Annotated in this window: 19 protein-coding genes and 1 pseudogene; 6 read left to right on the top strand and 14 right to left on the bottom strand. The window is 72.0% G+C overall.

The genetic code is table 11. From position 1 onward, the window contains the following. Nucleotides 1-10: 10 nt before the first annotated feature. The 7 genes from ACSU6L_RS29740 to ACSU6L_RS29710 form a co-directional block, all read right to left on the bottom strand. The gene (locus tag ACSU6L_RS29740; RefSeq protein WP_437061725.1) at nt 11-628 is read right to left on the bottom strand and encodes a 2'-5' RNA ligase family protein; all 618 of its coding nucleotides are present in this window, start codon (nt 626-628) and stop codon (nt 11-13) included. A gap of 82 nt (nt 629-710) precedes the next feature. Beyond that, a complete protein-coding gene (locus ACSU6L_RS29735; RefSeq protein WP_437061723.1) occupies nt 711-1,793 on the bottom strand; it encodes a S1 family peptidase in 1,083 nt (360 codons plus the stop codon). 366 nt (nt 1,794-2,159) lie between these two features. Next, nucleotides 2,160-3,062 carry a S1 family peptidase gene (locus ACSU6L_RS29730; RefSeq protein WP_365517544.1) on the bottom strand — a complete coding sequence of 301 codons (903 nt, stop codon included), beginning with the start codon at nt 3,060-3,062 and terminating at the stop codon, nt 2,160-2,162. Between the two features lie 219 nt (nt 3,063-3,281). Further along, nucleotides 3,282-4,064, bottom strand: coding sequence for a DUF1684 domain-containing protein (locus ACSU6L_RS29725; protein WP_437061720.1), 783 nt, complete (start codon nt 4,062-4,064; stop codon nt 3,282-3,284). Nucleotides 4,065-4,150: 86 nt separating this feature from the next. After that, complete coding sequence (locus tag ACSU6L_RS29720) at nt 4,151-5,908, bottom strand: FAD/NAD(P)-binding protein (protein ID WP_437061718.1); 1,758 nt, start codon at nt 5,906-5,908, stop codon at nt 4,151-4,153. Further along, nucleotides 5,905-6,753, bottom strand: a complete 849-nt coding sequence (locus ACSU6L_RS29715; protein ID WP_437061716.1) for an amino acid ABC transporter permease — start codon at nt 6,751-6,753, stop codon at nt 5,905-5,907. Before ACSU6L_RS29715 ends, ACSU6L_RS29720 begins: the two co-directional genes overlap by 4 nt. 353 nt (nt 6,754-7,106) lie before the next feature. Next, entirely contained in the window at nt 7,107-8,291 is a 1,185-nt protein-coding gene (locus ACSU6L_RS29710) for a DUF5685 family protein (RefSeq protein WP_437061714.1), read from the bottom strand. A 291-nt stretch (nt 8,292-8,582) separates the two neighbouring features. On the opposite strand from ACSU6L_RS29710, the gene ACSU6L_RS29705 reads away from it, so the two are divergent. Further along, the gene (locus ACSU6L_RS29705; protein ID WP_073942162.1) at nt 8,583-9,020 is read left to right on the top strand and encodes a cell division protein SepF; all 438 of its coding nucleotides are present in this window, start codon (nt 8,583-8,585) and stop codon (nt 9,018-9,020) included. Between the two features lie 39 nt (nt 9,021-9,059). Here the strand turns inward: ACSU6L_RS29705 and ACSU6L_RS29700 are convergent, their stop codons facing one another. Beyond that, nucleotides 9,060-10,250: an acyl-CoA dehydrogenase family protein gene (locus tag ACSU6L_RS29700; protein WP_437061712.1), complete on the bottom strand. Its 1,191-nt coding sequence runs from the start codon at nt 10,248-10,250 to the stop codon at nt 9,060-9,062. Nucleotides 10,251-10,373: 123 nt separating this feature from the next. Beyond that, the gene (locus ACSU6L_RS29695) at nt 10,374-11,978 is read right to left on the bottom strand and encodes an MFS transporter (RefSeq protein WP_437061710.1); all 1,605 of its coding nucleotides are present in this window, start codon (nt 11,976-11,978) and stop codon (nt 10,374-10,376) included. A 285-nt stretch (nt 11,979-12,263) separates the two neighbouring features. On the opposite strand from ACSU6L_RS29695, the gene ACSU6L_RS29690 reads away from it, so the two are divergent. Next, the gene (locus ACSU6L_RS29690) at nt 12,264-13,604 is read left to right on the top strand and encodes a mannosyltransferase family protein (RefSeq protein WP_437061708.1); all 1,341 of its coding nucleotides are present in this window, start codon (nt 12,264-12,266) and stop codon (nt 13,602-13,604) included. Nucleotides 13,605-13,843: 239 nt separating this feature from the next. Then, nucleotides 13,844-14,863: a phosphatase PAP2 family protein gene (locus ACSU6L_RS29685; RefSeq protein WP_437061706.1), complete on the top strand. Its 1,020-nt coding sequence runs from the start codon at nt 13,844-13,846 to the stop codon at nt 14,861-14,863. Nucleotides 14,864-14,916: 53 nt separating this feature from the next. Here ACSU6L_RS29685 and ACSU6L_RS29680 read toward each other — a convergent pair whose 3' ends face one another. After that, nucleotides 14,917-15,132 carry an I78 family peptidase inhibitor gene (locus tag ACSU6L_RS29680; protein ID WP_073942167.1) on the bottom strand — a complete coding sequence of 72 codons (216 nt, stop codon included), beginning with the start codon at nt 15,130-15,132 and terminating at the stop codon, nt 14,917-14,919. Nucleotides 15,133-15,495: 363 nt separating this feature from the next. On the opposite strand from ACSU6L_RS29680, the pseudogene ctaD reads away from it, so the two are divergent. Then, a pseudogene (gene ctaD, locus ACSU6L_RS29675) lies at nt 15,496-17,172 on the top strand (aa3-type cytochrome oxidase subunit I); the annotation flags it as partial. Here the strand turns inward: ctaD and ACSU6L_RS29670 are convergent. The 3 genes from ACSU6L_RS29670 to ACSU6L_RS29660 form a co-directional block, all read right to left on the bottom strand. Then, complete coding sequence (locus ACSU6L_RS29670; protein WP_437061703.1) at nt 17,066-18,109, bottom strand: helix-turn-helix transcriptional regulator; 1,044 nt, start codon at nt 18,107-18,109, stop codon at nt 17,066-17,068. The pseudogene ctaD and the gene ACSU6L_RS29670 overlap by 107 nt on opposite strands. A gap of 127 nt (nt 18,110-18,236) precedes the next feature. Then, entirely contained in the window at nt 18,237-18,785 is a 549-nt protein-coding gene (locus ACSU6L_RS29665; protein ID WP_437061701.1) for a transglycosylase family protein, read from the bottom strand. A 113-nt stretch (nt 18,786-18,898) separates the two neighbouring features. Next, nucleotides 18,899-19,552 carry a transglycosylase family protein gene (locus ACSU6L_RS29660; RefSeq protein WP_437061699.1) on the bottom strand — a complete coding sequence of 218 codons (654 nt, stop codon included), beginning with the start codon at nt 19,550-19,552 and terminating at the stop codon, nt 18,899-18,901. A 551-nt stretch (nt 19,553-20,103) separates the two neighbouring features. Between ACSU6L_RS29660 and ACSU6L_RS29655 the strand changes: the two genes are divergently transcribed. Next, on the top strand, nt 20,104-20,886 hold the full coding sequence (locus tag ACSU6L_RS29655) for a hypothetical protein (RefSeq protein WP_437061697.1): 783 nt from the start codon (nt 20,104-20,106) through the stop codon (nt 20,884-20,886). An 82-nt stretch (nt 20,887-20,968) separates the two neighbouring features. Beyond that, complete coding sequence (locus ACSU6L_RS29650) at nt 20,969-21,343, top strand: hypothetical protein (protein WP_437061695.1); 375 nt, start codon at nt 20,969-20,971, stop codon at nt 21,341-21,343. A gap of 71 nt (nt 21,344-21,414) precedes the next feature. Here ACSU6L_RS29650 and der read toward each other — a convergent pair whose 3' ends face one another. Next, nucleotides 21,415-22,899, bottom strand: coding sequence for a ribosome biogenesis GTPase Der (gene der, locus ACSU6L_RS29645; protein ID WP_073942174.1), 1,485 nt, complete (start codon nt 22,897-22,899; stop codon nt 21,415-21,417). Nucleotides 22,900-22,933: the final 34 nt, after the last annotated feature.

Here is a 22,933-nt window from a genome sequence, read left to right as displayed (position 1 = left end):
AGAAGGAGCCTCAGGGGGCGTCTTCCCCCGGGCCCTCCCGCAACCCGCGCACCTCCCCCGTCCCCAGCGCGATCCCGGCCCGGGCCCGCATCGGCTCCTCGCCGCGCCGGGAGAGCAGGACCACCTCGTCGACCACCGCCGACAGCGTGCCGAGCCGGGCGGCGCACTCGGCGGCCAGGTGCTTCGGGTCCTGGGTGCGGCCGAGGGACAGATGCGGGGTGAAGCGGCCGCCGCGCCCCCGGCAGAGCGGGAACCTCAGTTCCAGCTCCCGCTGGAGGCGGGACCACTGCGCCCGGTCCGCGGCGGCCGGGTCGAGCCACACCGTGGCGTAGTGCCGGTGCCGGAACCAGCGCACTCCGGCCAGCCGTGCCGGGAACGCCGCGCACCGCGCCGCCCCGGCGGACAGCAGCGGCAGGGCCCGCGCGAATTCCTCCTCCGGCACGAAGCCGAACAGCAGATTCACATGCGGCGGCCACCGCCGTACCTGCGGATCGTGCTCCCAGCGGATGTCCTGGATCACCGGCCAGAGCTCCCGCGGCGGCAGCCACGCCACCGCCGTCCGGGGGGTGGGCGCCACCTCGAGCGCGTCCACCGGCTCGGCCCCGTCGAAAACCGGGTTCCCGTCCACATCACCAGGATCACCGCCGGCGGGCCGCACGCGAAAGTCCCGCCCCTCGCGCGGGGCGGGACTTCGCTACGTGCGGGACGGGTCAGCCGATCTGCGTGCCCGTCGCCGACAGCGCCTCCGTCACCGGCTGGAAGAACGTCTCCCCGCCGGAGGTGCAGTCGCCGCTGCCGCCGGAGGTGAGGCCGATGGCCTTGTCACCGGAGAAGAGCGCGCCGCCGCTGTCGCCGGGCTCGGCGCAGACGTCGGTCTGGACGAGGCCGTTGACGATGTCGCCGTTGCCGTAGTTCACGGTGGCGTCCAGGCCGGTGACCTTGCCGGAGTGCACCTGCGTGGTGGAACCGCTGCGGGTGACCTCCATGCCGACGGTGGCCTCGGCCGCGCCGCTGATCTGCTGGGCCGAGCCGTTGTAGAGGTTGACCTCGCTCGGGTGGTCGACCTCGGCGGTGTACTTGACGAGACCGTAGTCGTCACCCGGGAAGCTGGACGCCTCGTTCTCACCGATGACGGTGCCGGAGGAGTCCGACCAGGTGGAGATACCCTCGGTGCAGTGGCCGGCGGTCAGGAAGAACGGCTCCCCGCCCTTGACCACGTTGAAGCCGAGCGAGCAGCGCCCGCTGCCGCCGGTGATGGCGTCACCGCCGGCGATGAAGGGCTTGAACTCCCCCTTGGTGCGCTGGAGTTCGGCGACCGCGCCGAGACCGTCGACGACCTTGCCGAGCTTCTCGAACTCGGCCGCGGAGACGGTGCGGTCGGCGGTGACGACGACCTTGTTGGTGATCGGGTCGGTGACCCAGGCGGTGCCGGGGATGGCCGCGTCCTGCTTGAGTGTCGTACGGGCGCTCTTCAGCTCGGCGAGGGAGTGCTCGACGACTCTCGCCTGGGCGCCGGCCTCCTCGACCACCTCGGCGGCGGCCTCGTCGAGCACGTTCACGACCAGGCTCTTGTCCTGGGCGTCGTAGTACGTGCCCGCCGCGTCGGCGCCGAGGTCCTGACCCAGCGTCGAGGCGAGCTTTCCGGCCGCGATCGCCGACAGCGTCTTGAGCTCCGGGGTCTCCGACGGCTCACTCGCGTTCGCAGTCTGGAAGGTGACTCCCGCGGCGACCAGTGCGGCGATGCCCGCACCTGCCACGGCGAACCGCCGCTTGGGTATGCGTCGGTGCTTCAACTCACGTCCTCCTGTGGGGGGTCGGCCCGACGGTGGTTGTGGGGACCACGACGAGCCGGAAGGCTTGGTTGACGGGCGCCCACTCTTCCGAACCGCACAGGGAGCGCACAAGGTCGACTTCAGGACGCGCACATGGCGACCACCGCGCGCCCTTCGCCCCTTCACCACCCCGCGTATTCCTCTTACATCCCAGGGGAATTCGCACTGCAAACGCTACGCGTGAGTAACCGTGTACGGGTTGGTGAGGTCTAGTCCTGACTGATTTTCACCTCTGCCCCTCCCACCCCGGAGACCCCAAAGGGAGAGCCCCCGCACGCTGTTGCGTGCGGGGGCTCCCGAGATCGCCGGCTGCGAACGCGGAACGGCTCAGTAGACGCTGACGCCGTACGCGCTCAGGGCCTCGGTGACCGGCTGGAAGAAGGTCGTGCCGCCGGAGGAGCAGTTGCCGCTGCCGCCGGAGGTCAGACCGTACGCGGTGCCGTTGCTGCCGTAGAGCGGGCCGCCGGAGTCGCCGGGCTCGGCGCAGACCGTGGTCTGGATCAGGCCCGAGACGATGTCGCCGCCACCGTAGTTGACGGTGGCGTTGAGGGCGGTGACGCGGCCGCTGTGGGTGCCGGTGGTGGAGCCGTCGCGGATGACGGTGGTGCCCACGCTCGGCGTGGCGGCCCGGGTGATGTCCACGCCGTTCGCGGTGCCGGGCCGGCTGACGGACCCGGTGTACCGGACGATGCCGTAGTCGTTGCCCGGGAAGCTGGAGCCCGCGGTCGAGCCGATGACCGTGGTGCGGCCCGAGTTGGAGTACCAGGTGCCCGCGCCGTCGGTGCAGTGGCCGGCGGTCAGGAAGTACTGGGTGCCGCTGCTGTTCTGGACGTTGAAGCCGAGGGAGCAGCGCCAGCTGCTCGCGTAGATGGCGTCGCCGCCCTGGATCAGCTTGGTGAACTTGCCGGGCGTGCGCTTGATGGTGAGCGCGTCGGCGTTGGCCCCGGCCTGTTCCTTGATCTTCGCGATCTCGGCCTTGGAGACCGTGCTGTCGACGGTCACGAGAACGCGGTTGGTCTTGCTGTCGACGGCCCAGGCGGTGCCCGGGACGTCGGCCTTGAGCACCGAGGCACCGGCGCTCTTCAGCTCGGTGGCGCTGAACGTGGTGGCGTCGGACGCGTTCGCGCTGGGGACCGCGACCGCGGCGGCGGCCACGAGTCCGGTGGAAACGGCGATCAGCCGGGTCCGTCTCGATATGCCGCTGCGAGGGGTGGTGCGCTTGATCCTCACTTTTCGTTCCTCCACAAAGGAAGTCGGGGGCCCGCGTGGGGTCGGGGCCCGTGAGGCGCAGCCGGGGGCACGGGCGTCCGGATTCCGAACACGCCGTGCCCCTGACAAGCGCTTGTGGGAGTATTCGGCCGAACGACCGGTAGGCGCAAGGGTGCCTTTCGGCCGTCAAGCATTGAACGAACTGTGCGGAATGGCCCCCGTACCGGCCTTGATGACCCGTCAGACCAGGTTGCGCTCCCCTGCCGCGACCGGCACGACCAGAGTGTTCCCCGGCGGCGGGAAGGGGCAGATGAAGTGGTCGGCGAAGGCGCACGGCGGCAGCAGCGCCTGGTTGAAGTCCACCGTCGTGGAGCCGTCGGCGCCGGGCGCGGCCGGCCGCAGGAACCGGAAGCGGTAACTGCTGTCGCCGCTGGTGGCGTCGGCGAAGACGGCCCAGAGCGAGCCGTCGCCCTCCACCGTCACCTGGAGGGTGTGCTCCCGCCCGTCGAGGGTGAACGCCAGCTCCCCGCCCAGCCCGAGGCCGCGCCGCCTCCCGTCCGCGTTCTCCACCCGGACGGTGCGGTCGTCGTCGTACGGCGTGAAGCGGCCCGGCACCGACCAGCGCGGATCGTACGGTGTGGCCTCGATGCCGCGGAACAGCCGGCGCGTCTCGGCCGCCGGGTCGAAGTCGCGTACCCCCCAGATCCCCTCGCGGACGAGCACGACCAGCCGTCGTTCGCCGTAGCCGACCCGGGCGGCGGACACCGGGCCGGCGTCGGCCGCGAGCCGTACCCGCCCCTCGAAGGGTGCGCCGTCGACGGTCAGGCCGTCCCCGGCGCCGGCGGTCAGGACCACCGCGTCACCGTCGGCGGTCCAGTTCCCCGGGATGTCCGGAAGTCGCCCCTCCGGATAGTCCTCCAGCCAGTGGGTCGCGGTCAGCGCGAGCGGCCCGTAGGGAGCGGACACCGTCTCCAGGCGCCCCTCGTGCCACTGCTTCCACTCGCCGGACGCGTCCGTCGTCATGTCATCAACCCTTCCATACCGGGTCAGGCGACCCGAGGTGTGAGCGCGCCGTGGCGCACTGGTCTTTCCGCCGCGGGTGAGGCGGCTCAGGCGGCCGCACGGTCGGCCGACGCCCGCAGGAACGACAGCGCCGCCCGCGCCGCCGCGTCGTTCTGCCGGAACGCCGGTCCGCCGGAACGCGGCCGGACGAAGGCGCCCGCGCCCCGGACGTCGGTGTGCGGGCCGAGCGCGAACCGGCGCGGATGCGGCAGCCCGGCCCGGTCCAGCACCCGTCCGTCGACCGGGTCCACGCGGAGCAGCCCGTCGGGGGTGGCGTCGGCCCCGTCGGCGTACAGCTCCCGCAGCAGCGGCTCCCGGGACCGGGCCACCGTGGGCTCCGGCAGCCGCGCCTCGACCAGCGCCCGCGCCTCGACGGCGAACCCCGGCACGGTCGGGCTCGACGCCCGGAACACCCCGTCCTGCGCGCGGACTTCCATGTCGGCGCCGACGAACCGCAGCACGCCCGCGCGGGACAGTGCGAGCAGTTGCCGCAGCCGGGGCCCGGGCGGCCCGGACGCCAGGTAACTGAAGAAGCCGTGCCACCAGGTGCCGATGTCCCCGAGCCGCATCAGCTGGCCGTATACGGAGAGCAGGGCGCCGAAGACGGCCAGGTCGGGGCTGTGCGCGGGGTCGTGGCGGCGCCGCAGATCGGCCTCGACGTAGTCGCGCAGCCCGGCCTGGAACGCCTCGTGCGACCCGTACCGCACGCCGGCCAGCGGGCGGTCGAGCGCGGCGAGGTCCAGCCGGTCGGCGGGGTCGGACACGGCGGCGGCGACGAGGGCGGCGCGCTCGGCCGGGTCGTCGGCGGCGGCGTACTTGTCCTCGAAGGTGCTCCAGTCCAGGCCGGTCCGCCCGGGGTGGGCGGTGAACAGCCGGTGGTAGTGGGCGAAGCCCAGCTCCCTCTCCACCAGCGGCCACACGTCCCGCCGGAAGTCGATGCCGCCCGGCCGGGCGAGCAGCGCGTCGGCCTCGGCAGGGCCGAAGAACCGGGGCAGCGGCGGCGGGGCGCCGTCCAGGCCGTAGCCGAGCTTCGCGTGGTACGGCACTCCGCGCCGCGAACCCACGTACAGCACCGGCTCCTTGCCCGAGGGGACGTAGGTGTCCCCGTCGTACCGCCCGCCCCGCCCCTCGGTGAGCAGCACCATCAGGTCGACGAAGGCGAGCCCGAAGCCGCGCACGACGACGGGCTCGCCGGGCCGCAGCGGGCTCAGGTCGCTGTCGGCGGTGAAGTCCGGCGGCAGGTGGACGAGGTCGTGGGCGCGGGCGTACTCGCTCAAGTGGGTCTGCTCGGCGTCGGGTTCGGCGTCGAGGTGGCCGAGGGTGAGGATCACCAGGTCGGCGAGGAGGGGGCTCGGTCTGCCCTCGAGCCACACCCGCTGCCGGCCCTCGCGGGGTCCCGAGACCCGCAGGGCCCGGCACGGGTGGTGGTGCACGGCGACTCCGGGCGGCAGCGCGGCGACCGCACGTTCGTAGGCCCAGCGGAGGTAGGTGCCCTGGACCCGCCGGCCGACGAAGGCGTCGCCGGCGAGCCCGGCCCACTCGTGCAGGGTGGGTCCCTCCTGGACGGGTCCGGCCATCTCCACGGTGTCGTCGGTGAACACGGTGACGTCCTCGGCGCGGGAGTTCATCCACAGCAGGGGTGACTGCGCGGTGCGCCAGATCCGGCCGGGGCCCGGCGGGTACGGGTCGACGAGGTGGATGTCGAGGCCGGTGCCGGGCACGGAGCCGGCGGCGTTGGCGGCGATCCGCTCCAGGACCCCGGTCCCGCGCGGTCCCGCTCCGACGATCACCAGGGACGCTCTCATCGGGCGGTCTCCGCACCGCGCGCGTAGCGCTTCTCGACGTAGTACTGGCCCACGCTCAGCAGCGAGGTGACGACGGTGTACCAGACGGTGGCCACCATCAGCAGCGGGATGACCTGGTACGTCTGGTGGTAGACGAGCTGCGTCGAGTACAGCAGGTCCTGGACGGCGATGACGCTGACGATTGAGGTGCCCTTGAGGGTGCCGATCAGCATGTTCCCGGCGGGCGGCACGATGGAGCGCATCGCCTGCGGCAGCACGATCCGCCACCAGCGCCGCAGCCGGCTCAGCCCGAGCGCCTGCGCGGCCTCGATCTGCCCGGTGCCGACGGACAGGATCCCGCCGCGCACCACCTCGGCGGCGTACGCGGCCTCGTGCAGGGTCAGGCCGATGACCGCGACGGCGACCGGGCCGAGCAGGTCGACGGTCCGCACCCCGAGGATCTGCGGGTAGAGCGCCCCGATGTTGAACCACAGCAACAGCTGCACCAGGATCGGGATCGACCGGAACAGCCAGACGTATCCCCAGCTGACGGCTCTGAGCACGGGGTTGGCGGAGAGCCGGGCGGCGGCGAGCAGGGTGCCCAGCGCGAAGCCGAGCACCATCACCACCGCGGTCAGCCACAGGGTGAGCCACAGTCCGCGCAGCACCGCGGTCGAGGTGAAGTAGTCGGCGACGACTCCCCACTGGAAGGCGTCGTTGCGCAGCACCGAGTCGACGACGAGTCCGAGCAGTACGAGAACGCCCGCGGCGGCCGCCCACTGGCCGTACCGGCGCTGCGGGACGATGCGGTCGGTCTCGGCGGGGACGGGGGGCGCGGGGGCTTTGGCAAGGGTGTCGGAGGACATGGGAAGGCTCCGTGATGTGTGTGGAACACGGTGATGCCTTCACACGGGACGGCCAAGCCCCTCAGCAGGGCCGTCGGTCGAGAGTACGGGCCCGATCGGCCGGACTGTCAAGGCCGTCCGGATGGTGAGCGGGGAATCTCATTTTTCCGAGGCCTGGTTGACGGGTCGTCCGGACGCCTGTTCCACTTGGCCCATGCATCCGCAGCAGTGGCTGGTCACGCGCTCCCACATCGACTTCGGTCGAGTGTGGTCCTCTTCCTGTTGAGCCGACTCCCTGCTCGCCTTCCCTTTATCTCTTTCCTTCTTCTCCCTTTCCTGCCTTCACACGCGCGCTCACCCCTCCCCTCAGTGCGTCAGCCGCAGCCGCAGTCGCAGTCGCAGCCGTCGCAGCAGCCGTCCTCACCACAGCAGTTGCAGCACTCGCAGCAGTTGAAGCAGTCGCCGCATCCGCTGCAGTCGCAGTTGGCGCAGGGCCCCTGCCGGTGCTCCCTGCTCCACGGGTCCTCGTACTCACCGCAGCACAGCCGGCACGTACAGGCCAGCCCCAGCCACACCGCGCATCCCGCGAGCAGCCCCCGCCGGTCCCGGCGCGGCGGCTCCGGGGGCATCGGCGCGCCCGGTCCGCCGGGAGTGCCGGGCGGGGCGTAGGGCCCGGCCGCCTCCGGCCGGTGCCCGCAGGAGGAGGTGCCGAAGGCGCGGTCGACCGAGGCGGGCAGCTCGTGCACCAGCAGCCGGTGCGCCAGCCGCCCCTCGGTGAACTCGACCTCGCGCAGTGCCAGCCGGATGCCGTGCACGGCGTCGTCGGCGAGCCGCCGGGCCTCGGTGAGCGGGGTGCCGGTGGCGGTGAGCGGGTTCCAGGCGCCGGACGCGGCGTCAGCCTCCTTGTCCTGCACGGCGTCCAGCAGGTGCGCGAGCCGTCCGAAGAGACGTCCGGCCTCGGCCAGCGGCTCGGCGTTGCCCGGCCGCCCCGCCAGCACCGCGGTGTGCGCGAAGGCGGCGGCGGTGGCGGTCTCGGTCGGCTCGGTGACGGTCAGGATCGGGGTGCCCGGCCCGGCCAGCGCCTCGATGCCGAGCTGCCGGTCGACGGCGTCGACCAGGACGGCGGTGTCGAAGCCGACGGCCGATCCGGTGCGGGCGCCGGCCCGTCCCCAGCCGTCGGCGACCCGGCGGGCGGCGAGCGCCACCGGGCGGCGGGCCAGCAGTCCGTCGCCGTCGGCGACGTGGTCGCGGACCTTGGCGGAGGCGAGCACCAGCGACACGGCGGCGGCGAGCCGGGCGCCCTCACCCTGCGCGACGGAGGCGGTGCGCATCCCGCGCAACGGGCACGGCCCGGCCGTACGCCGCCAACGGCCGCCCTCCCGTTCGCCCTGAGCTTCTGTCAGAACCGAGACGAGCAGGCCGTCGTAGTTGGTGACGACCCGGGCGAACTGGCCGTGGTCGGCACGCAGAGCGAGGCAGAGACCGCACAGATGCGCCATCCACTCGGACTTGAGGCGTTCGCCGAGACGATGACTGCAGGGCCGGACTATTCCGAACAAGAGGCTCCCCCGTGGGCCGTGTGACGCGGATTCGGCCGCATCGTATCGGCCACTTTGTTCACCCGTACGCAGTGCCCGTCACCCGTCCGCCGGGAAGAATCATATTTCACTCACAGTCAGCAGCCGCATACGACGGGACCCTTGGGGTAACCGGCCTCTCGACGGATTCGCTGTGCACCAGTACCGTCACAAACCCCCCGCACGGCGTCTATCCACTTGGCGCGACATCCGCATCATGGACGACCATGGGGATGCGGAAAGGAAGAAAGACCGCTGCGAGAGGAGGCGTCCATGGGATCGGTGCGCAAGGCGAGTGCCTGGCTCGGCCTCGTCGACGACAACGATGACGAGCGCTATTACGACGACGAGTACTCCGAGGAGAACGAGTCCGGGGACGCCTGGGTCACGGACCCGCGGGTGAAGGTGGCCACGGACACGGCCGAGGAGCGGGGCCGCCGGATCGGCACGGTCACCCCGGACAGCTTCCGGGACGCACGGGTCATCGGCGAGCTGTTCCGGGACGGCGTCCCGGTGATCATGAACCTGACGGCGATGGAGCCCGCCGACGCCAAGCGCGTCGTCGACTTCGCGGCCGGCCTGATCTTCGGGCTGCGCGGCTCCATCGAGCGGGTCTCCACCCGCGTGTTCCTGCTGACCCCCTCCAACACGGAGATCGTGAGCGGCGACCCGGCCGCGCACCGCTCGGACGGTTTCTTCAACCAGAGCTGAGGCAGGGCCGCCCACCGGCCCCGCCTCGGCCCCACCGGCTCACCGGAAGGCGTCGAGCCCGGTGAGTGCCTTGCCCAGCACCAGCTGGTGCATCTCCACGGTGCCCTCGTAGGTGAGCACCGATTCCAGATTGGTCGCGTGCCGCATCACGGGATATTCGAGCGAGATCCCGTTGGCACCGAGGATCGTCCGGGCCGTACGGCAGATCTCGATGGCCTCCCGGACGTTGTTGAGCTTGCCGAAGCTGACCTGCTCGGGACGCAGGCGGCCGGCGTCCATCCGCCGCCCCAGATGATGGGCGAGCAGAATCCCCTTGTGCAGTTCCACCGCCATGTCGGCGAGCTTGGCCTGGGTGAGCTGGAAGCCACCGAGAGGCCGGCCGAACTGCTCACGCGTCCTGGCGTAGTCGACGGCGGTCTCGAAACAGCTCCGCGCCGCGCCCATCGCGCCCCACACGATGCCGTAGCGGGCGTGCGACAGACAGCTGAGCGGGCCGCGCAGCCCGGTCGCGCCGGGCAGCACCGCGTCGGCGGGCAGCCGTACGTCGTCCAGGACCAGTTCGCTGGTGACGCTGGCCCGCAGCGACCACTTGTGCTTGATCTCGGGCGCCGAGAACCCGGGGGTGTCGGTCGGCACGGCGAAGCCGCGGATGCCCTCGTCGGTCTGCGCCCAGACCACGGCGACCCCGGCGACGGAACCGTTGGTGATCCACATCTTGCGGCCGTTGAGCACCCAGTCGGTGCCGTCATTCTTGGCGTACGTCCGCATGGAGGCGGGGTCGGAGCCGTGGTCGGGCTCGGTGAGCCCGAAGCAGCCGATGACCTCGCCGGCGGCCATCCTGGGCAGCCAGGTCTGCTTCTGCTCCTCGCTGCCGAAGCGGTGGATGGCGTACATGGCCAGGGAGCCCTGCACGGAGACCAGAGAGCGGATGCCGGAGTCGGCGGCCTCCAGCTCCAGGCAGGCGAGGCCGTACTGCACGGCGCTCGCGCCCGCGCAGCCGTACCCGTCGAGGGACATGCCGAGCGCGCCGATCGCGCCGAGTTCCCGGGCCAGCTCGCGGATCTGCGGCAGCTCGCCCTTCTCGTACCACTCGGCGACGTACGGCAGCACCCGGTCCGCCGCCCAGCCGCGCACGGTGTCGCGGACGGCCAGGTCCTCGGGTTCGAGGAGGTCGTCGAGGCCGAGCGGGTCGGCGGGATCGAACGGCGGCAACTTCGCGGACGTGGACACGGGGCACCCTCCGGCGGCTCTGGAGCGGCGGCACCAGCTTTTAACTAGCACCGCTAGTCTCGGATTCAGGGCGACGCTACGACGCAGTCTCCCCCACGTCCACCCACCCGCCGTGCCGGACGCTCAGGCGGAGACCCGGGACTCCGCGACCTCGCGCGGCGCGGGCAGCTCCACCGGGCCCGTCGCCTCGCAGTGCATCACCCTCGGCAGCCGCAGCGCCATCACCGCGCCGAGCAGCAGCAGACCCGCGCTGACCAGCAACGTCACATGCAGTCCGTGAACGAAGCAGTCCCGGGCGGCGTTGCGCAGGGCCGTGCCCGCCTCGCCGCCGAGCCGCCCGGCCACGTCGTAGGCCTCGCCCAGGGAGTGGCCGGCCGCGGCCGACGCGGACGCCGGCACGCCCGGCACCGAGGTGAGGCCGGGCGCGTACGCCGCGTTCATCACGCTGCCGAGCAGCGCGATGCCGATGCCCGCGCCGAGCTGGTAGGAGGTCTCGCCGATCGCGGCCGCGCCGCCGGCCTGCTCCTGCGGGGCCTCGCTCAGCATGGACTCGTACGCCCCGAAGAGAGTGGTCTCCAGACCGAATCCGAGCAGCACGAAGCCGGACAGCATCAGCGCGGCGTTGTCCTCCCGGCCCAGCGCGGTCAGCAGCACCACCGCGGCCGCGGTCAGACAGAACCCGGAGACCACCATCCGGCGCGGCCCGAACCGGCGCAGCATCCGCGCCCCGAACAGGCCCGCCGCCATCGCCGCTATGGTCAGCGGCAGCAGCCGCAGCCCGGTCTGCAGCGGGGACAGCCCGAGTACGAGCTGGAGGTACTGCGCCGCGATCAGCTCCAGCCCGACCAGCGCGAGCATCGCCAGCACGATGCAGCCGACGGAGGTGCTGAACGCCGCGCGGGCGAACATCCCCAGGTCGACCAGCGGATACGCCCGCCGCCGCTGCCGCCGCACGAACAGCGCCAGCAGGGCGGCGCCGGCCAGCAGCGGCAGGACGGTGAACGGGCCCGTCACGTCCTGCCCGCCGCCGAGCCGCTTCACGCCGAGCACCACGCCGAACAGTCCGGCCGCCGCCATCAGCGCGCCGCCCACGTCCCACGGGCCGTTGCCGTCGCCCTTCGACTCGGGCAGCAGCAGCCGCCCCACCGGCAGGCTGACCAGCATCAACGGGATGTTGACGAGGAAGACCGAGCCCCACCAGAAGTGTTCCAGGAGAAACCCGCCGAGCAGCGGGCCGACGGCCGCGCCGACCGCGGCGACCGCGCTCCAGACGCCGATGGCGAGCGCCCGCTCCCGCCGGTCCGGGAAGACCTGGCGCAGGATCGACAGCGTCGCGGGCATGATCATCGCGCCGCCGACGCCGAGCAGCGCCCGGGCGGCGATCAGCACCTGGGCGTCGGGGGCGAAGGCGGCCAGCGCGGAGGCCACCCCGAACAGGGCGTACCCGAGGAGCAGGACGCGTCTGCGGCCCACCCGGTCGCCGAGCGTGCCGAACAGGATCAGCAGCGAGGCGCAGACCAGCGGGTAGGTGTCGACGATCCAGAGCAGTTCTATGCCGCCGGGCTTCAGATCCTCGGTGACGGCGGGCACCGCCACGTGCAGCACGGTGGCGTCGACGGCGACCAGCAGCAGGCTGACGCAGAGGACGACGAGGACGACCCAGCGGTTGGCACCGGCCCCGGCCGCCCGACGGCGCGTCCCGACCGCGGCCGTGGTCGTCCCGGACATGTACGTACCTCCCAGATGTTCCCTCGCATCGGCGGGCTCGCGGGGTTGGGGAATCCCCCACGACTCGGCCGGAGGAGCGGTGGTCTCCGGCCCGCGCAACGGATGGCGAGTGACACGTCAGCGTACGCGAGTCCATGCCGGAGTCACGTGGTGGAGCTCTCACACTTCCGGCGGATCCGGTGTGGCGTACACCACTCGCTGAACCGCTCCGTACACCACGTCCGTACTTCACGGAGCACGCCGGGCCCGGCCGCCCGGTTCCCCCTCCCGCCGATACTTGAGCCCGTGACCGACCTCGAAACGCGCCCCAGGCACCTCATAGGCCCCACGCGCCCGACCCTTCGCCGGGCGGCCCCGGCCCTCCTCGGGTACGCCGCCGTCCGCGCCCTGGGTCTGCTCGCGCTGGCCGTGTGGAGCGCCGCGCGCGACAAGAGCGCGTACACCCTGCTGACCGCCCGCTGGGACTCCCTCTGGTACGTCAGGGTCGCCGAGCTCGGTTACGGCTACGAGGTGCGCCTGCCGAACGGCGACATCCACTCCAACCTCGCCTTCTTCCCGCTGCTGCCCTGGCTGGAGCGGCTGCTGCACACGGTGACGCCGCTGTCGTACGCCGACGCGGGTTTCGTCGTCAGCCTGGTCGCCTCGCTCGCCGCGGCCTGGGGGGTCTTCGCGGTCGCCGACCATGTGTACGGCCGCCGGGCCGGGGTCTGCGCGGTGCTGCTGTGGGCGGTGCTGCCGGTCGGCATCGTGCAGTCGATGGCGTACAGCGAGTCCCTTTTCACCGCGCTCGCCGCGTGGTCCCTGTACACCGTCCTCACCGGCCGCTGGCTCACGGCGGGCACGCTGGCACTGCTGGCCGGGCTGACCCGGCCGGTGGGGCTCGCGGTGGTGGCGGCGGTGTGGACGGCGGGGGCGGTGTCCTTCATTACGGCGGGGGCGCGGTCCTCCATGACGGCTGGGGCGCGTTCTTTCGTGGCGGCCGGGGCGCCTTCCTTCCCGCGGCAGTGGCGGGGCCGGGGCGGCGTTGGGCCATCCGCGCGGCCGGGAAGCGCGGCGCCCATCCCCGGCGCGCGTGCCACCGCCCACGCCCCCTCCCCCGCCGACGGCCCCGGCGGGGAGGGCGCACAGGCGTGGCGACGCGCCCTCGGGATGCTGCTCGCGCCCCTGGGCGCCGCGGGCTATGTGCTGTGGGTCGGGCACCACACCGGCAAGGGCCCGCTCGGCTACCTGGACGTCCAGGCGGGCTGGCGCAACGGCTTCGACGGCGGCTACGCCTTCGCCCGCTTCGTCGCGGAGAAGTTCACGTCGCTCCCCTCGGCCCTGGCGGGCGCCGGACTGATCGTCGGGGTCGGGCTGGTGATCCGGCTGTACGTGATCTGCGTCCGGCAGCGCCAGCCGCTGCCGCTGCTGGTGTACACGGGGGTCGTCACCGCCCTCGCGCTGTGCGCGTCGAGCTACTTCGGCTCGAAGCCGCGCCTGCTGATGCCCGCCTTCCCGCTGCTGCTGCCGCTCGCGCTCGCCCTGGCCCGGCCGCGCACCTCCCGGGCGGTGCTGGTCACCGCGGGCGTCGCGGTGGTCTCGGCGGTGTACGGGGCGTTCTGGCTGAACGGCTCGGGACCGCCCTGACCGGCCGCGCGCGCCCGGTGAGCGCCCGGCGAATTCCGCGCCATGCGCCGGTGAACGAATTCATAAGGAGGCCAAAACCAGCCCCTGCGGAATGATCAAAACAATTGAAGGGAACACGTCCTGAGGATTGCGGAATCGCTGGAATAAACGTGTGCCTGAGAGCAATCCCACATCACATCGTCATTACAAACCCGGTGATTCGGCGGGGAAGTGAGCTCACTCGCTGTAACGTCGATTGGGTGCGTACCGAACCAAAGCCGACCCGGCTCGACCGGATCTTCGCCCGACTGGACCGCGAACCGCAGCGGCCGGTCCTCGACGTGCCGCGCATGACGCGGCACCGGGTGGTGCTCTTCGGCGCGACGCTCGCCTTCTACCTCACGATCGTCCTCGCCGTGGTGACCACCTCGTGGCTGGTCCGGCTGGACTGGCAGGCCATGCTCTTCCGGCCCTACCAGCAGTGGCCGGAGATCCACGCCTTCCTGGACTACTGGGTGGTCCTCGGCCAGCGCGGCCCGACGGCCGTGATGGTCGCGGCCTGGCTCGGCTGGCGCTGCTGGCGGCAGCACACCCTGCGCCCCCTGCTCGCCTTCGGCGCGGCGCTGCTGCTGCTGAACGTGACCGTGGGTGCAGTGAAGTACGGGCTGGGCCGCTCGGGGCCGCACTACGCGACCGAGCTCGGCTCCAACGAGATGTGGCACTGGTTCCAGGCCGGCAGCGACATATTTCCCTCCGGCCACACCGCGAACGCGGTGGTGACCTGGGGCATCCTCGCCTATCTGGCGTCCACGCCGCGCGCCCGCCGCTGGCTGTCGGCACTCTCGGCGGTGCTGTCGCTCAGCGTCGGCCTGACCACCGTCTACCTCGGTACGCACTGGCTGAGCGACGTCCTGCTGGGCTGGGCCGCGGGCCTGCTGGTGCTGCTGGCGCTGCCGTGGCTGGAGCCGACCATCGCCGCCGCCGAGGCCTGGCTGTTCACCCAGCGCGACTGGCTGCGCGCCCGCCGCCGCGGCGTGGTCCCGCTGCCCCAGCCGACGCCGCTCGCCCCGGCCGCGCAGGAGGAGCCGGTGCCGGTGCGGGAGACCGTCTCGCCGGCTGCCGCGCGCACCTCCCGGGCGTCGGGGCTGCTGGCCCCGGGCCCGCACACGGCCCGCTCGGAGCGCACCCCGGTCACCCCAGCCGGCAGCCGCCGTCCGCCGCACTCCGACCGCCTCCCCCGCGGTACGGCACCGGCCGCGCGCCCGGTGACGGGCGGCTGAGAGCACATGAGCGAGGCCCCGATCAGCACGATCGGGGCCTCACTCATGCGGTCTCAGCCCTTCCAGGCGCGCGCCACCCGGCCGTCCCTCACCTCGAAGTTCAGCCGCCCGACGCGGTACTCCATGGTGATGATCGCTCCCGGCGGCAGCGCGCGCACCGTCGGCCACCCCCGTTCGCGGGCGCGCCGCTCGGCCGCGTCCGCGTCGAGGCCGACGTAGGCGTCCGGGCTGTCCTGGGGTTCTGCGGAAGGTGTCGGAATCGGTGCCATGCCGCCACGCTAGGCGCTGTCCGGCGGCCGGGGAAGGGGAGGCCGGACACCCTGGGTCACTGATCCCCCTCCGGTCACACTTCTGTCACAGGATCACGACACGCGTTTCGGCCGCCGTGTCATCGACCGCCGTGCGGCGTGCACTCACTCGGACGAGCGGTTCGGTACGCCTTCCGCAGGTATTCGAACGAAATTCCCGCGTGTCGGCACGGCTCGCCGAATTGCCCGGCGGAAAGTTCCGGGAGGACTGTCCCCCGGGTCTCATTCCATTGCCATTCCGGGCGGGCGACGAGGGCCGATTCCGCACACGGAATACACGGTTCCGTCACAGAAACCCCGTACGAGCGAAGGGGCGAGCGAGGCATGGGGACGGAGACCGTACCGGCGGCGGCGCGACGGGTCGGGGCCGGGAGGCGCGGCCGGGTGGTCATCGACTGGCTGACCACCACCGACCACAAGAAGATCGGCCATCTCTACCTGATCACGTCGTTCGGGTTCTTCCTGATCGGCGGGGCGATGGCACTGGTGATGCGCGCCGAGCTGGCCCGGCCGGGGCTCCAGCTGGTCGGCAACCAGGAGTTCAACCAGCTCTTCACGCTGCACGGCACGATCATGCTGCTGCTGTTCGCGACCCCGACCTTCGCAGGCTTCGCCAACGAGCTGATGCCCCTGCAGATCGGCTCCCCGGACGTCGCCTTCCCCCGGCTGAACATGCTGTCGTACTGGCTGTTCCTGTTCGGCGGGCTGATCGTGCTCGGCTCGCTGGTCGTGCCGACCGGGCCCGCGGCCTTCGGCTGGTTCGCCTACGCGCCGCTGAACAGCCTGGAACGCTCGCCCGGGGTCGGCCCCGACCTGTGGATCATGGGACTGGCGCTGGCCGGGTTCGGCACGATCCTCGGCGCGGTCAACTTCATCACCACCATCATCGGGATGCGCGCCCCCGGCATGACGATGTTCCGGATGCCGATCTTCACCTGGAACACCCTGTTCACCTCGATCCTGATCCTGATGGCGTTCCCGGTGCTGGCAGCCACCCTGCTCTGTCTCGAGTCCGACCGGCGGTTCGGCTCGCACGTCTTCGACGCGGCGAACGGCGGCGCGCTGCTGTGGCAGCACCTGTTCTGGTTCTTCGGGCACCCCGAGGTGTACATCATCGCGCTGCCGTTCTTCGGGATCGTCACGGAGATCATCCCGGTCTTCAGCCGGAAACCGATCTTCGGCTACATGGCGCTGGTCGGCGCGACGATGGCGATCACCGGTCTGTCGGTGGTCGTGTGGGCGCACCACATGTTCGCGACCGGCGCGGTGCTCCTGCCGTTCTTCTCCTTCATGAGCTTCCTGATCGCGGTCCCGACAGGGGTGAAGTTCTTCAACTGGAGCGGGACCATGCTCAAGGGCTCGCTGTCCTTCGAGACGCCGATGCTGTGGTCGGCCGGCTTCCTGGTGACGTTCCTGCTCGGCGGGCTGACGGGAGTGATCCTGGCGTCGCCGCCGATGGACTTCCACGTCACCGACTCGTACTTCGTGGTGGCGCACTTCCACTACGTGGTCTTCGGCACCGTCGTCTTCGCGATCTTCGCCGGGTTCTTCTTCTGGTGGCCCAAGTTCACCGGGAAGCTGCTCGACGAACGGCTCGGCAAGATCCAGTTCTGGACGCTGTTCGTCGGCTTCCACGCCACGTTCCTGGTGCAGCACTGGCTGGGCGCGGAGGGCATGCCGCGCCGCTACCCCGACTATCTGGCCGCGGACGGCTTCACCGCCCTGAACACCATCTCGTCGATCGGCGCGTTCCTGCTGGGCCTGTCCACGCTGCCGTTCCTCTACAACGTCTGGAAGACCGCCAAGTACGGCACGAAGGTCGAGGTCGACGACCCTTGGGGATGGGGCCGCTCCCTGGAGTGGGCGACCTCCTGCCCGCCCCCGCGGCACAACTTCACGGCGCTGCCGCGGATCCACACGGATTCCCCGGCGTTCGACCTGCACCACCCGGAGTACGCGTCTCCGGCACCCCGGCACTCCGATCCAGCGCACGACCGAGGCGTTCCCGGGCATCCCTGAGCGCCTCGGTCAGCTCCGCCGGCTCCAGCACCTCGAACTCGAAGCCGAGCAGCAGCACGTGGATCACCATCACGTCCAGGCTCGCGGCCCCGGTGCGCAGCACACAGGCGTCCGGGCCGTCGGCCTCCAGTGTCCCGTCGGACGGCGAGATGTGCGCGGCCGCCTCCTCGACGGGCGCCAGCACCCGGATCACGGCCTGTGCGGCGTACGCGCGCGTGGAGACGCCCTGCGACACATAGGCGGCCAGGTCCTCGGCGGGCGGCGTGCGCGGGGTGAACCGGGGGCCGTGCGGGGGCTTCGGCGTGACGCGGTCGACGCGGAAGGTGCGCCAGTCGTCCCGGTCGAGGTCCCAGGCGACCAGGTACCAGCGCCGCTCGGAGCACACCAGGCGGTGCGGCTCGACGGTACGGCGGCTGCGGGCGCCCTCGTGGTCCGCGTACTCGAACCGCAGCCGCTCCGCGTCCCGGCACAGCGCCGCCAGTTCGGTCAGCACCGCCGGGTCCACGGCCGACGGCTGGGGGCCGCGCAGCATCGGCACGGTGAACGCGTTGAGCGCGCCCACCCGGTGACGCAGCCGCTGCGGCAGCACCTGCTCCAGCTTGGCGAGGGCCCGTACGGAGCTCTCCCCTATGCCCTCCACCCCCTGCCCGGCGGCCGTGCGCAGGCCGACGGCGACCGCGACGGCCTCGTCGTCGTCCAGCAGCAGCGGCGGCAGGGCGGCGCCCGCGCCCAGCTGGTAGCCGCCGCCGGTGCCGGGGCTGGCGTGCACGGGGTAGCCCAGCTCGCGCAGCCGGTCCACGTCCCGGCGGACCGTGCGCGGGGTGACACCGAGCCGTTCGGCGAGTTCGGCGCCGGACCATTCGCGGTGGGCCTGGAGGAGGGAGAGCAGCCGGAGCAGCCGGGCGGAGGTATCGAGCATGGGCTCGAGTATCCAGGGCTCGTACGCCGGGCGGGGGACAGAACAACGGGGAGCGGCGGCTCGCCGCCCGTCCCCGGTGGACGGGCGGCGAGCCGCGACGCCGGACCGGCCCCCGCGAGGACCCTGCCTAGGGCAGGGTGAGCATCTGACCGATCTTCAGCTGGTTGGGGTTGCCGCCGATCGTCGCCTTGTTGGCCTTGTAGAGGGCCTGCCAGCCGCCCTTGACGCCGTACTTGCGGGCGACCGCGGAGAGCGTGTCGCCACGTTTCACGATGTGCATCCGGCCTTTCAGGCCGTATCTCTTCGAACAGACCGGCCAGGCCTCCCAGCCCTGCACCGCCAGCACCTTCTGGGCCACGGCGATCTGCTCCTCGCGGGTGGCGAGGTCCGCGCGGGCGGCGTACTTCAGGCCGCCGTACGCCTCCCAGGTGGGCTGCCAGAACTGCAGGCCCCCGTAGTAGCCGTTTCCGGTGTTGATGTGCCAGTTGCCGCTGCTCTCGCAGTCGGCGACACAGCCCCAGGGCCACTTCTCCTTCGGGCAGTGCTGCGGCGCGTGGGTCGCGGCCTGCGGTCCGGAGGCCGGTGGCCGGGACGCGGCCTGGGCCATGGCGGGAACGGGCGCGGTCAGCACGGCGGCCGCCGCGGCCAGGGTGAGGGTCATCGGGGTGCGCAACATCGGCCCACGCTAAGCAGCACCCGGCGCCCGGCCCGGCGAGCCGCGCCCCACGCGCGCGGGGCCCCACCCGGTCGGCGGACCGGGTGGAGCCCCCGTTCGGCGGCGTCGGCGCGTCAGAGCCGCAGCCGCTGCCCCGGCACGATGACGTCGGGGTCCCCGCCGATGACGGCCTTGTTGGCGGCGTACAGCCGCTGCCACGTGGTCCCGTGCCGGCCGGCGATGGCGCTCAGCGTGTCGCCGTCGCGGACGGTGTAGTCGCCGCGGGAGGCGCCGCGGTCGGTGTGGCCCGCCGTGCGCGCCGGCGTCCCGGCGGGTTTCCCGGCAGGCTTCCCGGCGGGCTTCTCAGCGGGCTCGGCGGGAGCCGCCGCGGGTGCGGGCGCCTCGGGTGCGCTGCCGTACGCGCCGGCGCGTACCGAGCAGGTCGGCCACGCGCCCCACCCCTGGGCGCGCTGGACCTTGGTGGCGACCGCGATCTGCTGGTCCCTGGTGGCCCGGTCGGCGGTCGGCGCGTAGGCGGTGCCGCCGAAGGCGCGCCAGGTGCCGGCGGAGAACTGGAGTCCGCCGTAGTAGCCGTTCCCGGTGTTGATGTGCCAGTTGCCGCCGCTCTCGCACTGGGCGATGCGGTCCCACACTCCGCCGTCCGCCGCCTGGGCGGTGCCGGTCGCGGTCAGCAGCCCGAGCGGGGCGAGCAGGACCGCCCCGGCGAGAGCCGCCGTCGTACGCGTCTTACGGGCGCGGTCGCGGGTGGTATCGGCACATTCGGACATGTAATTCCCTCTCGACGGACCCGGGGTCCCCCAAGAGACGGGGCTCGCTTCCCGCGTGGGATCGCGGTCGGCGCGCTCCGCCCCCGTCCGCCGGTGCTGTGCACCGGGCCGGCGTGGTGCTGCTGCCGATCCGGCCGACGGACGTACCCGAGCGGTGCTCGTTGCACACGGCGGAGGAATCTAGGCACCGTGGCGGGCAGGTATCAACCAACTCCTCGTCCCCGCAGGCCAGTTCGAGGTTACCGAAGGTATCAGCGATTTTCGGACACCCCATTCATTCGCTGATTTCCGGATTTTTCGACCCGTCGTCCCGTAAACCTGTGACTCTCCTCACCGGCACAAGTCCCTTTCCTCGTCCGGGACTTGACGCTGAGTGTCCGATTCCGACGGCGAGGTGACCCTGAGCTTCGGATGGTTCGATTCGATTCGTCGTACTGCGTGACTCCCGCCACAGATCGGCCGTTGTCATCTTCATGAGCCCGGGACCGACCCGGACCACGGGCCGGGAGCCACCCGGCCTCGCCACGCACCGCATCCCGAGGGAGCCACCCGTGCCGCGCATGCTCGACGTCAGCGACGAGGTACGCGCCGAGATCGGCGACGAAGAAGCCGACCGGCTGCTCGCCGGAGACAACACCCCTGGCAGTTACGACTGCACGTCCTGCCGCACCCCGGGCGACTCCGAGCGCGAGCGCACCAGCACCGTGCTGTTCATCGGCGACGAGACCGCCGTGCTCGCCTTCGCCCACGCCGCCTGTCTGCCCTCCCAGGTCGTCCAGGTCACCGAGGAGCAGCTGCAGGGCGCCGTGAGGTCCATCAGCGGCGACACCACCGACCTGGGGCCCGACAAGGTCACGCCCGAGCAGGCCGTGCTCGGTGTGACCAGCGGACTCGTGCTCATCGCGGGCGAGTTGCACCCGGCGCTGGTCGTGGAGCCGACCGGACCGATCGTGCGCCCCGGCTCGACCGGCGTCGGCGACGACTTCCTGCCGCTGCTCATCGAGCAGGGGTTCATGCCGGTGACCGAGCTGAGCACGGTGCCGCCGGTGCTGCACGGATGGTCGGTGCTGCTGGCGATGGGCCAGCTGCACGCGGTGCTCCAGCCGTCGGCCAACGGGGGCCGGCCGGTCGCCTGGTGGCAGGCGCACCAGCCGCTTCAGGTCACGGAGGGCTGGCGGTCCGCCGCGAACAAGCACCAGCAGGTGCTGATGTTCGCCGCGCCGGTGGGGTCCATCGGACGGCAGCCCCGCGAGGACCTGCTGCGGGACGCGCTGGACAAGGCGGCGGCCAACGGCAAGCTGGTCGCGGGGACGCTGCCGCTCGCGGGGACCTGAGCGCCCCGCGCGCCGGGGGACCGCCCCGCGCGGCGGGGCGGTCCCCCGCATCTTCTGATGTGCCGGTGTCGTTTGGACATACGTGCACGCATACGACGCTCCCCGCCGCCAGTCCTATCCCTCGGTCCCTCCCCCACCGCGGTCGGCTCAGGATCAGAGCGGACCATCGCCCACGCCGATCTACGACAAGCTCTATGCCGAGTACGTCAAGTCGTTCCGCGCGCTTCCGGGCGACCGCAGCGGCGAGGAGAAGCTGGGGTTCACCGCCTTCGGGAGCATTCCGTACGGCGCGGGCTCACTCGGCGGTTCGCTGGGCGGCTCACTCGGCGGCTCCTACAGCGCCTACAGCGCCGGCGCGCCGAGCGCCCGGCACGGCGGCGGCGGACAGCAGCCGCAGTGGCAGCGCGTCGGGCAGATCCCGGCGGCCCTGCCACCGGGCCGGCGCGGCAGCCGTTGACCCGACGAAGCAGGACCCGACGAGAAGGGCGGCCCCGACCGGGACCGCCCTTCGTCACTTCTTCTCTCGCGTCACTTCTTCTTCGCGCCGCGCTTCTCGCGCACCCGCACCGAGATATGGATCGGCGTCCCCTCGAAGCCGAACTCCTCGCGCAGCCGGCGCTCGATGAAGCGGCGGTAGCCGGCCTCGATGAAGCCGGAGGCGAAGAGCACGAACCGCGGCGGCTTGGTGCCGGCCTGGGTGCCGAACAGGATGCGCGGCTGCTTGCCGCCCCGGATCGGGTGCGGGTGGGCGGCGACCAGCTCACCGAGGAAGGCGTTCAGCCGGCCCGTCGGCACCCGGGTCTCCCAGCCCGCGAGGGCGGTCTCGATCGCCGGAACCAGCTTCTCCATGTGCCGGCCGGTGCGCGCCGAGACATTGACCCGCGGCGCCCACGAGACCTGGCCCATCTCGGTCTCGATCTCCCGCTCCAGGTAGTAGCGGCGCTCCTCGTCGAGGGTGTCCCACTTGTTGTACGCGACGACGAGCGCGCGGCCCGCCTCCACGGCCATGGTGATGATCCGCTGGTCCTGCACCGAGATGGAGTCGGTGGCGTCGATCAGGACGACGGCGACCTCGGCCTTCTCGACGGCGGCGGCGGTGCGCAGCGAGGCGTAGTAGTCGGCGCCCTGCTGGAGGTGGACCCGCTTGCGGATGCCCGCCGTGTCGACGAACTTCCAGGTCTTGCCGCCCAGCTCGATCAGCTCGTCGACCGGGTCACGGGTGGTGCCCGCCAGCTCGTTGACGACGACGCGCTCCTCGCCCGCCACCTTGTTCAGCAGCGAGGACTTGCCGACGTTCGGGCGGCCGATCAGCGCGACGCGGCGGGGGCCGCCGATGCCGGCGCCGCCGAAGGTCTGCTCCGGCGCCTCGGGCAGCGCCTCCAGGACGGCGTCCAGCATGTCGCCGGTACCGCGGCCGTGCAGCGCCGAGACCGGGTGCGGCTCGCCGAGGCCCAGGGACCACAGGTAGGCCGCGTCGGCCTCGCCGCTCGGGCCGTCGACCTTGTTGGCGCACAGCACCACGGGCTTGCCGGCCTTGCGCAGCAGCCGTACGACGGCCTCGTCGGTGTCGGTGGCGCCGACCTTGGCGTCGACGACGAAGACCACGGCGTCGGCGGCCTCGATGGCGAACTCGGCCTGCGCGGCGACGGAGGCGTCGATGCCGAAGACGTCCTGCTCCCAGCCGCCGGTGTCGACGACCTTGAAGCGGCGGCCCGCCCACTCGGCCTCGTAGGTGACGCGGTCCCGGGTGACGCCCGGCCGGTCCTCGACGACCGCCTCGCGGCGGCCGATGATCCGGTTCACCAGGGTCGACTTGCCGACGTTGGGGCGGCCGACGACGGCGAGCACCGGCAGCGGGCCGTGCCCGGCCGCCTCGATGGCGCCCTCGACCTCCTCCAGGTCGAAGCCCTCTTCCGCGGCGAGCTCCATGAACTCCGCGTACTCGGCGTCGCCGAGCGCCCCGTGGTCGTGCTCGAAGCCGTCCGAGCCGCCGGGCTGGATCTGGTCGTTCATGAAGTCCGTACCTCGTCGTTCATTCGTGGTGATC

The sequence above is a fragment of the Streptomyces sp. enrichment culture genome (assembly GCF_964272855.1).
GTDB lineage: Bacteria > Actinomycetota > Actinomycetes > Streptomycetales > Streptomycetaceae > Streptomyces.
Note: the sequence above shows the minus strand (reverse complement) of the source record. Positions and strands in the feature narration are given on the sequence as shown.

What these genes read in the sequence shown, in the direction of transcription:
- ACSU6L_RS29725 (WP_437061720.1), bottom strand. Translation starts at nt 4,064, where the DNA reads ATGACGACGGACGCGTCCGGCGAGTGGAAGCAGTGGCACGAGGGGCGC.
- ACSU6L_RS29720 (WP_437061718.1), bottom strand. Translation starts at nt 5,908, where the DNA reads ATGAGAGCGTCCCTGGTGATCGTCGGAGCGGGACCGCGCGGGACCGGG.
- ACSU6L_RS29715 (WP_437061716.1), bottom strand. Translation starts at nt 6,753, where the DNA reads ATGTCCTCCGACACCCTTGCCAAAGCCCCCGCGCCCCCCGTCCCCGCC.
- ACSU6L_RS29705 (WP_073942162.1), top strand. Translation starts at nt 8,583, where the DNA reads ATGGGATCGGTGCGCAAGGCGAGTGCCTGGCTCGGCCTCGTCGACGAC.
- ACSU6L_RS29695 (WP_437061710.1), bottom strand. Translation starts at nt 11,978, where the DNA reads ATGTCCGGGACGACCACGGCCGCGGTCGGGACGCGCCGTCGGGCGGCC.
- ACSU6L_RS29680 (WP_073942167.1), bottom strand. Translation starts at nt 15,132, where the DNA reads ATGGCACCGATTCCGACACCTTCCGCAGAACCCCAGGACAGCCCGGAC.
- ACSU6L_RS29670 (WP_437061703.1), bottom strand. Translation starts at nt 18,109, where the DNA reads ATGCTCGATACCTCCGCCCGGCTGCTCCGGCTGCTCTCCCTCCTCCAG.
- ACSU6L_RS29665 (WP_437061701.1), bottom strand. Translation starts at nt 18,785, where the DNA reads ATGTTGCGCACCCCGATGACCCTCACCCTGGCCGCGGCGGCCGCCGTG.
- ACSU6L_RS29660 (WP_437061699.1), bottom strand. Translation starts at nt 19,552, where the DNA reads ATGTCCGAATGTGCCGATACCACCCGCGACCGCGCCCGTAAGACGCGT.
- der (WP_073942174.1), bottom strand. Translation starts at nt 22,899, where the DNA reads ATGAACGACCAGATCCAGCCCGGCGGCTCGGACGGCTTCGAGCACGAC.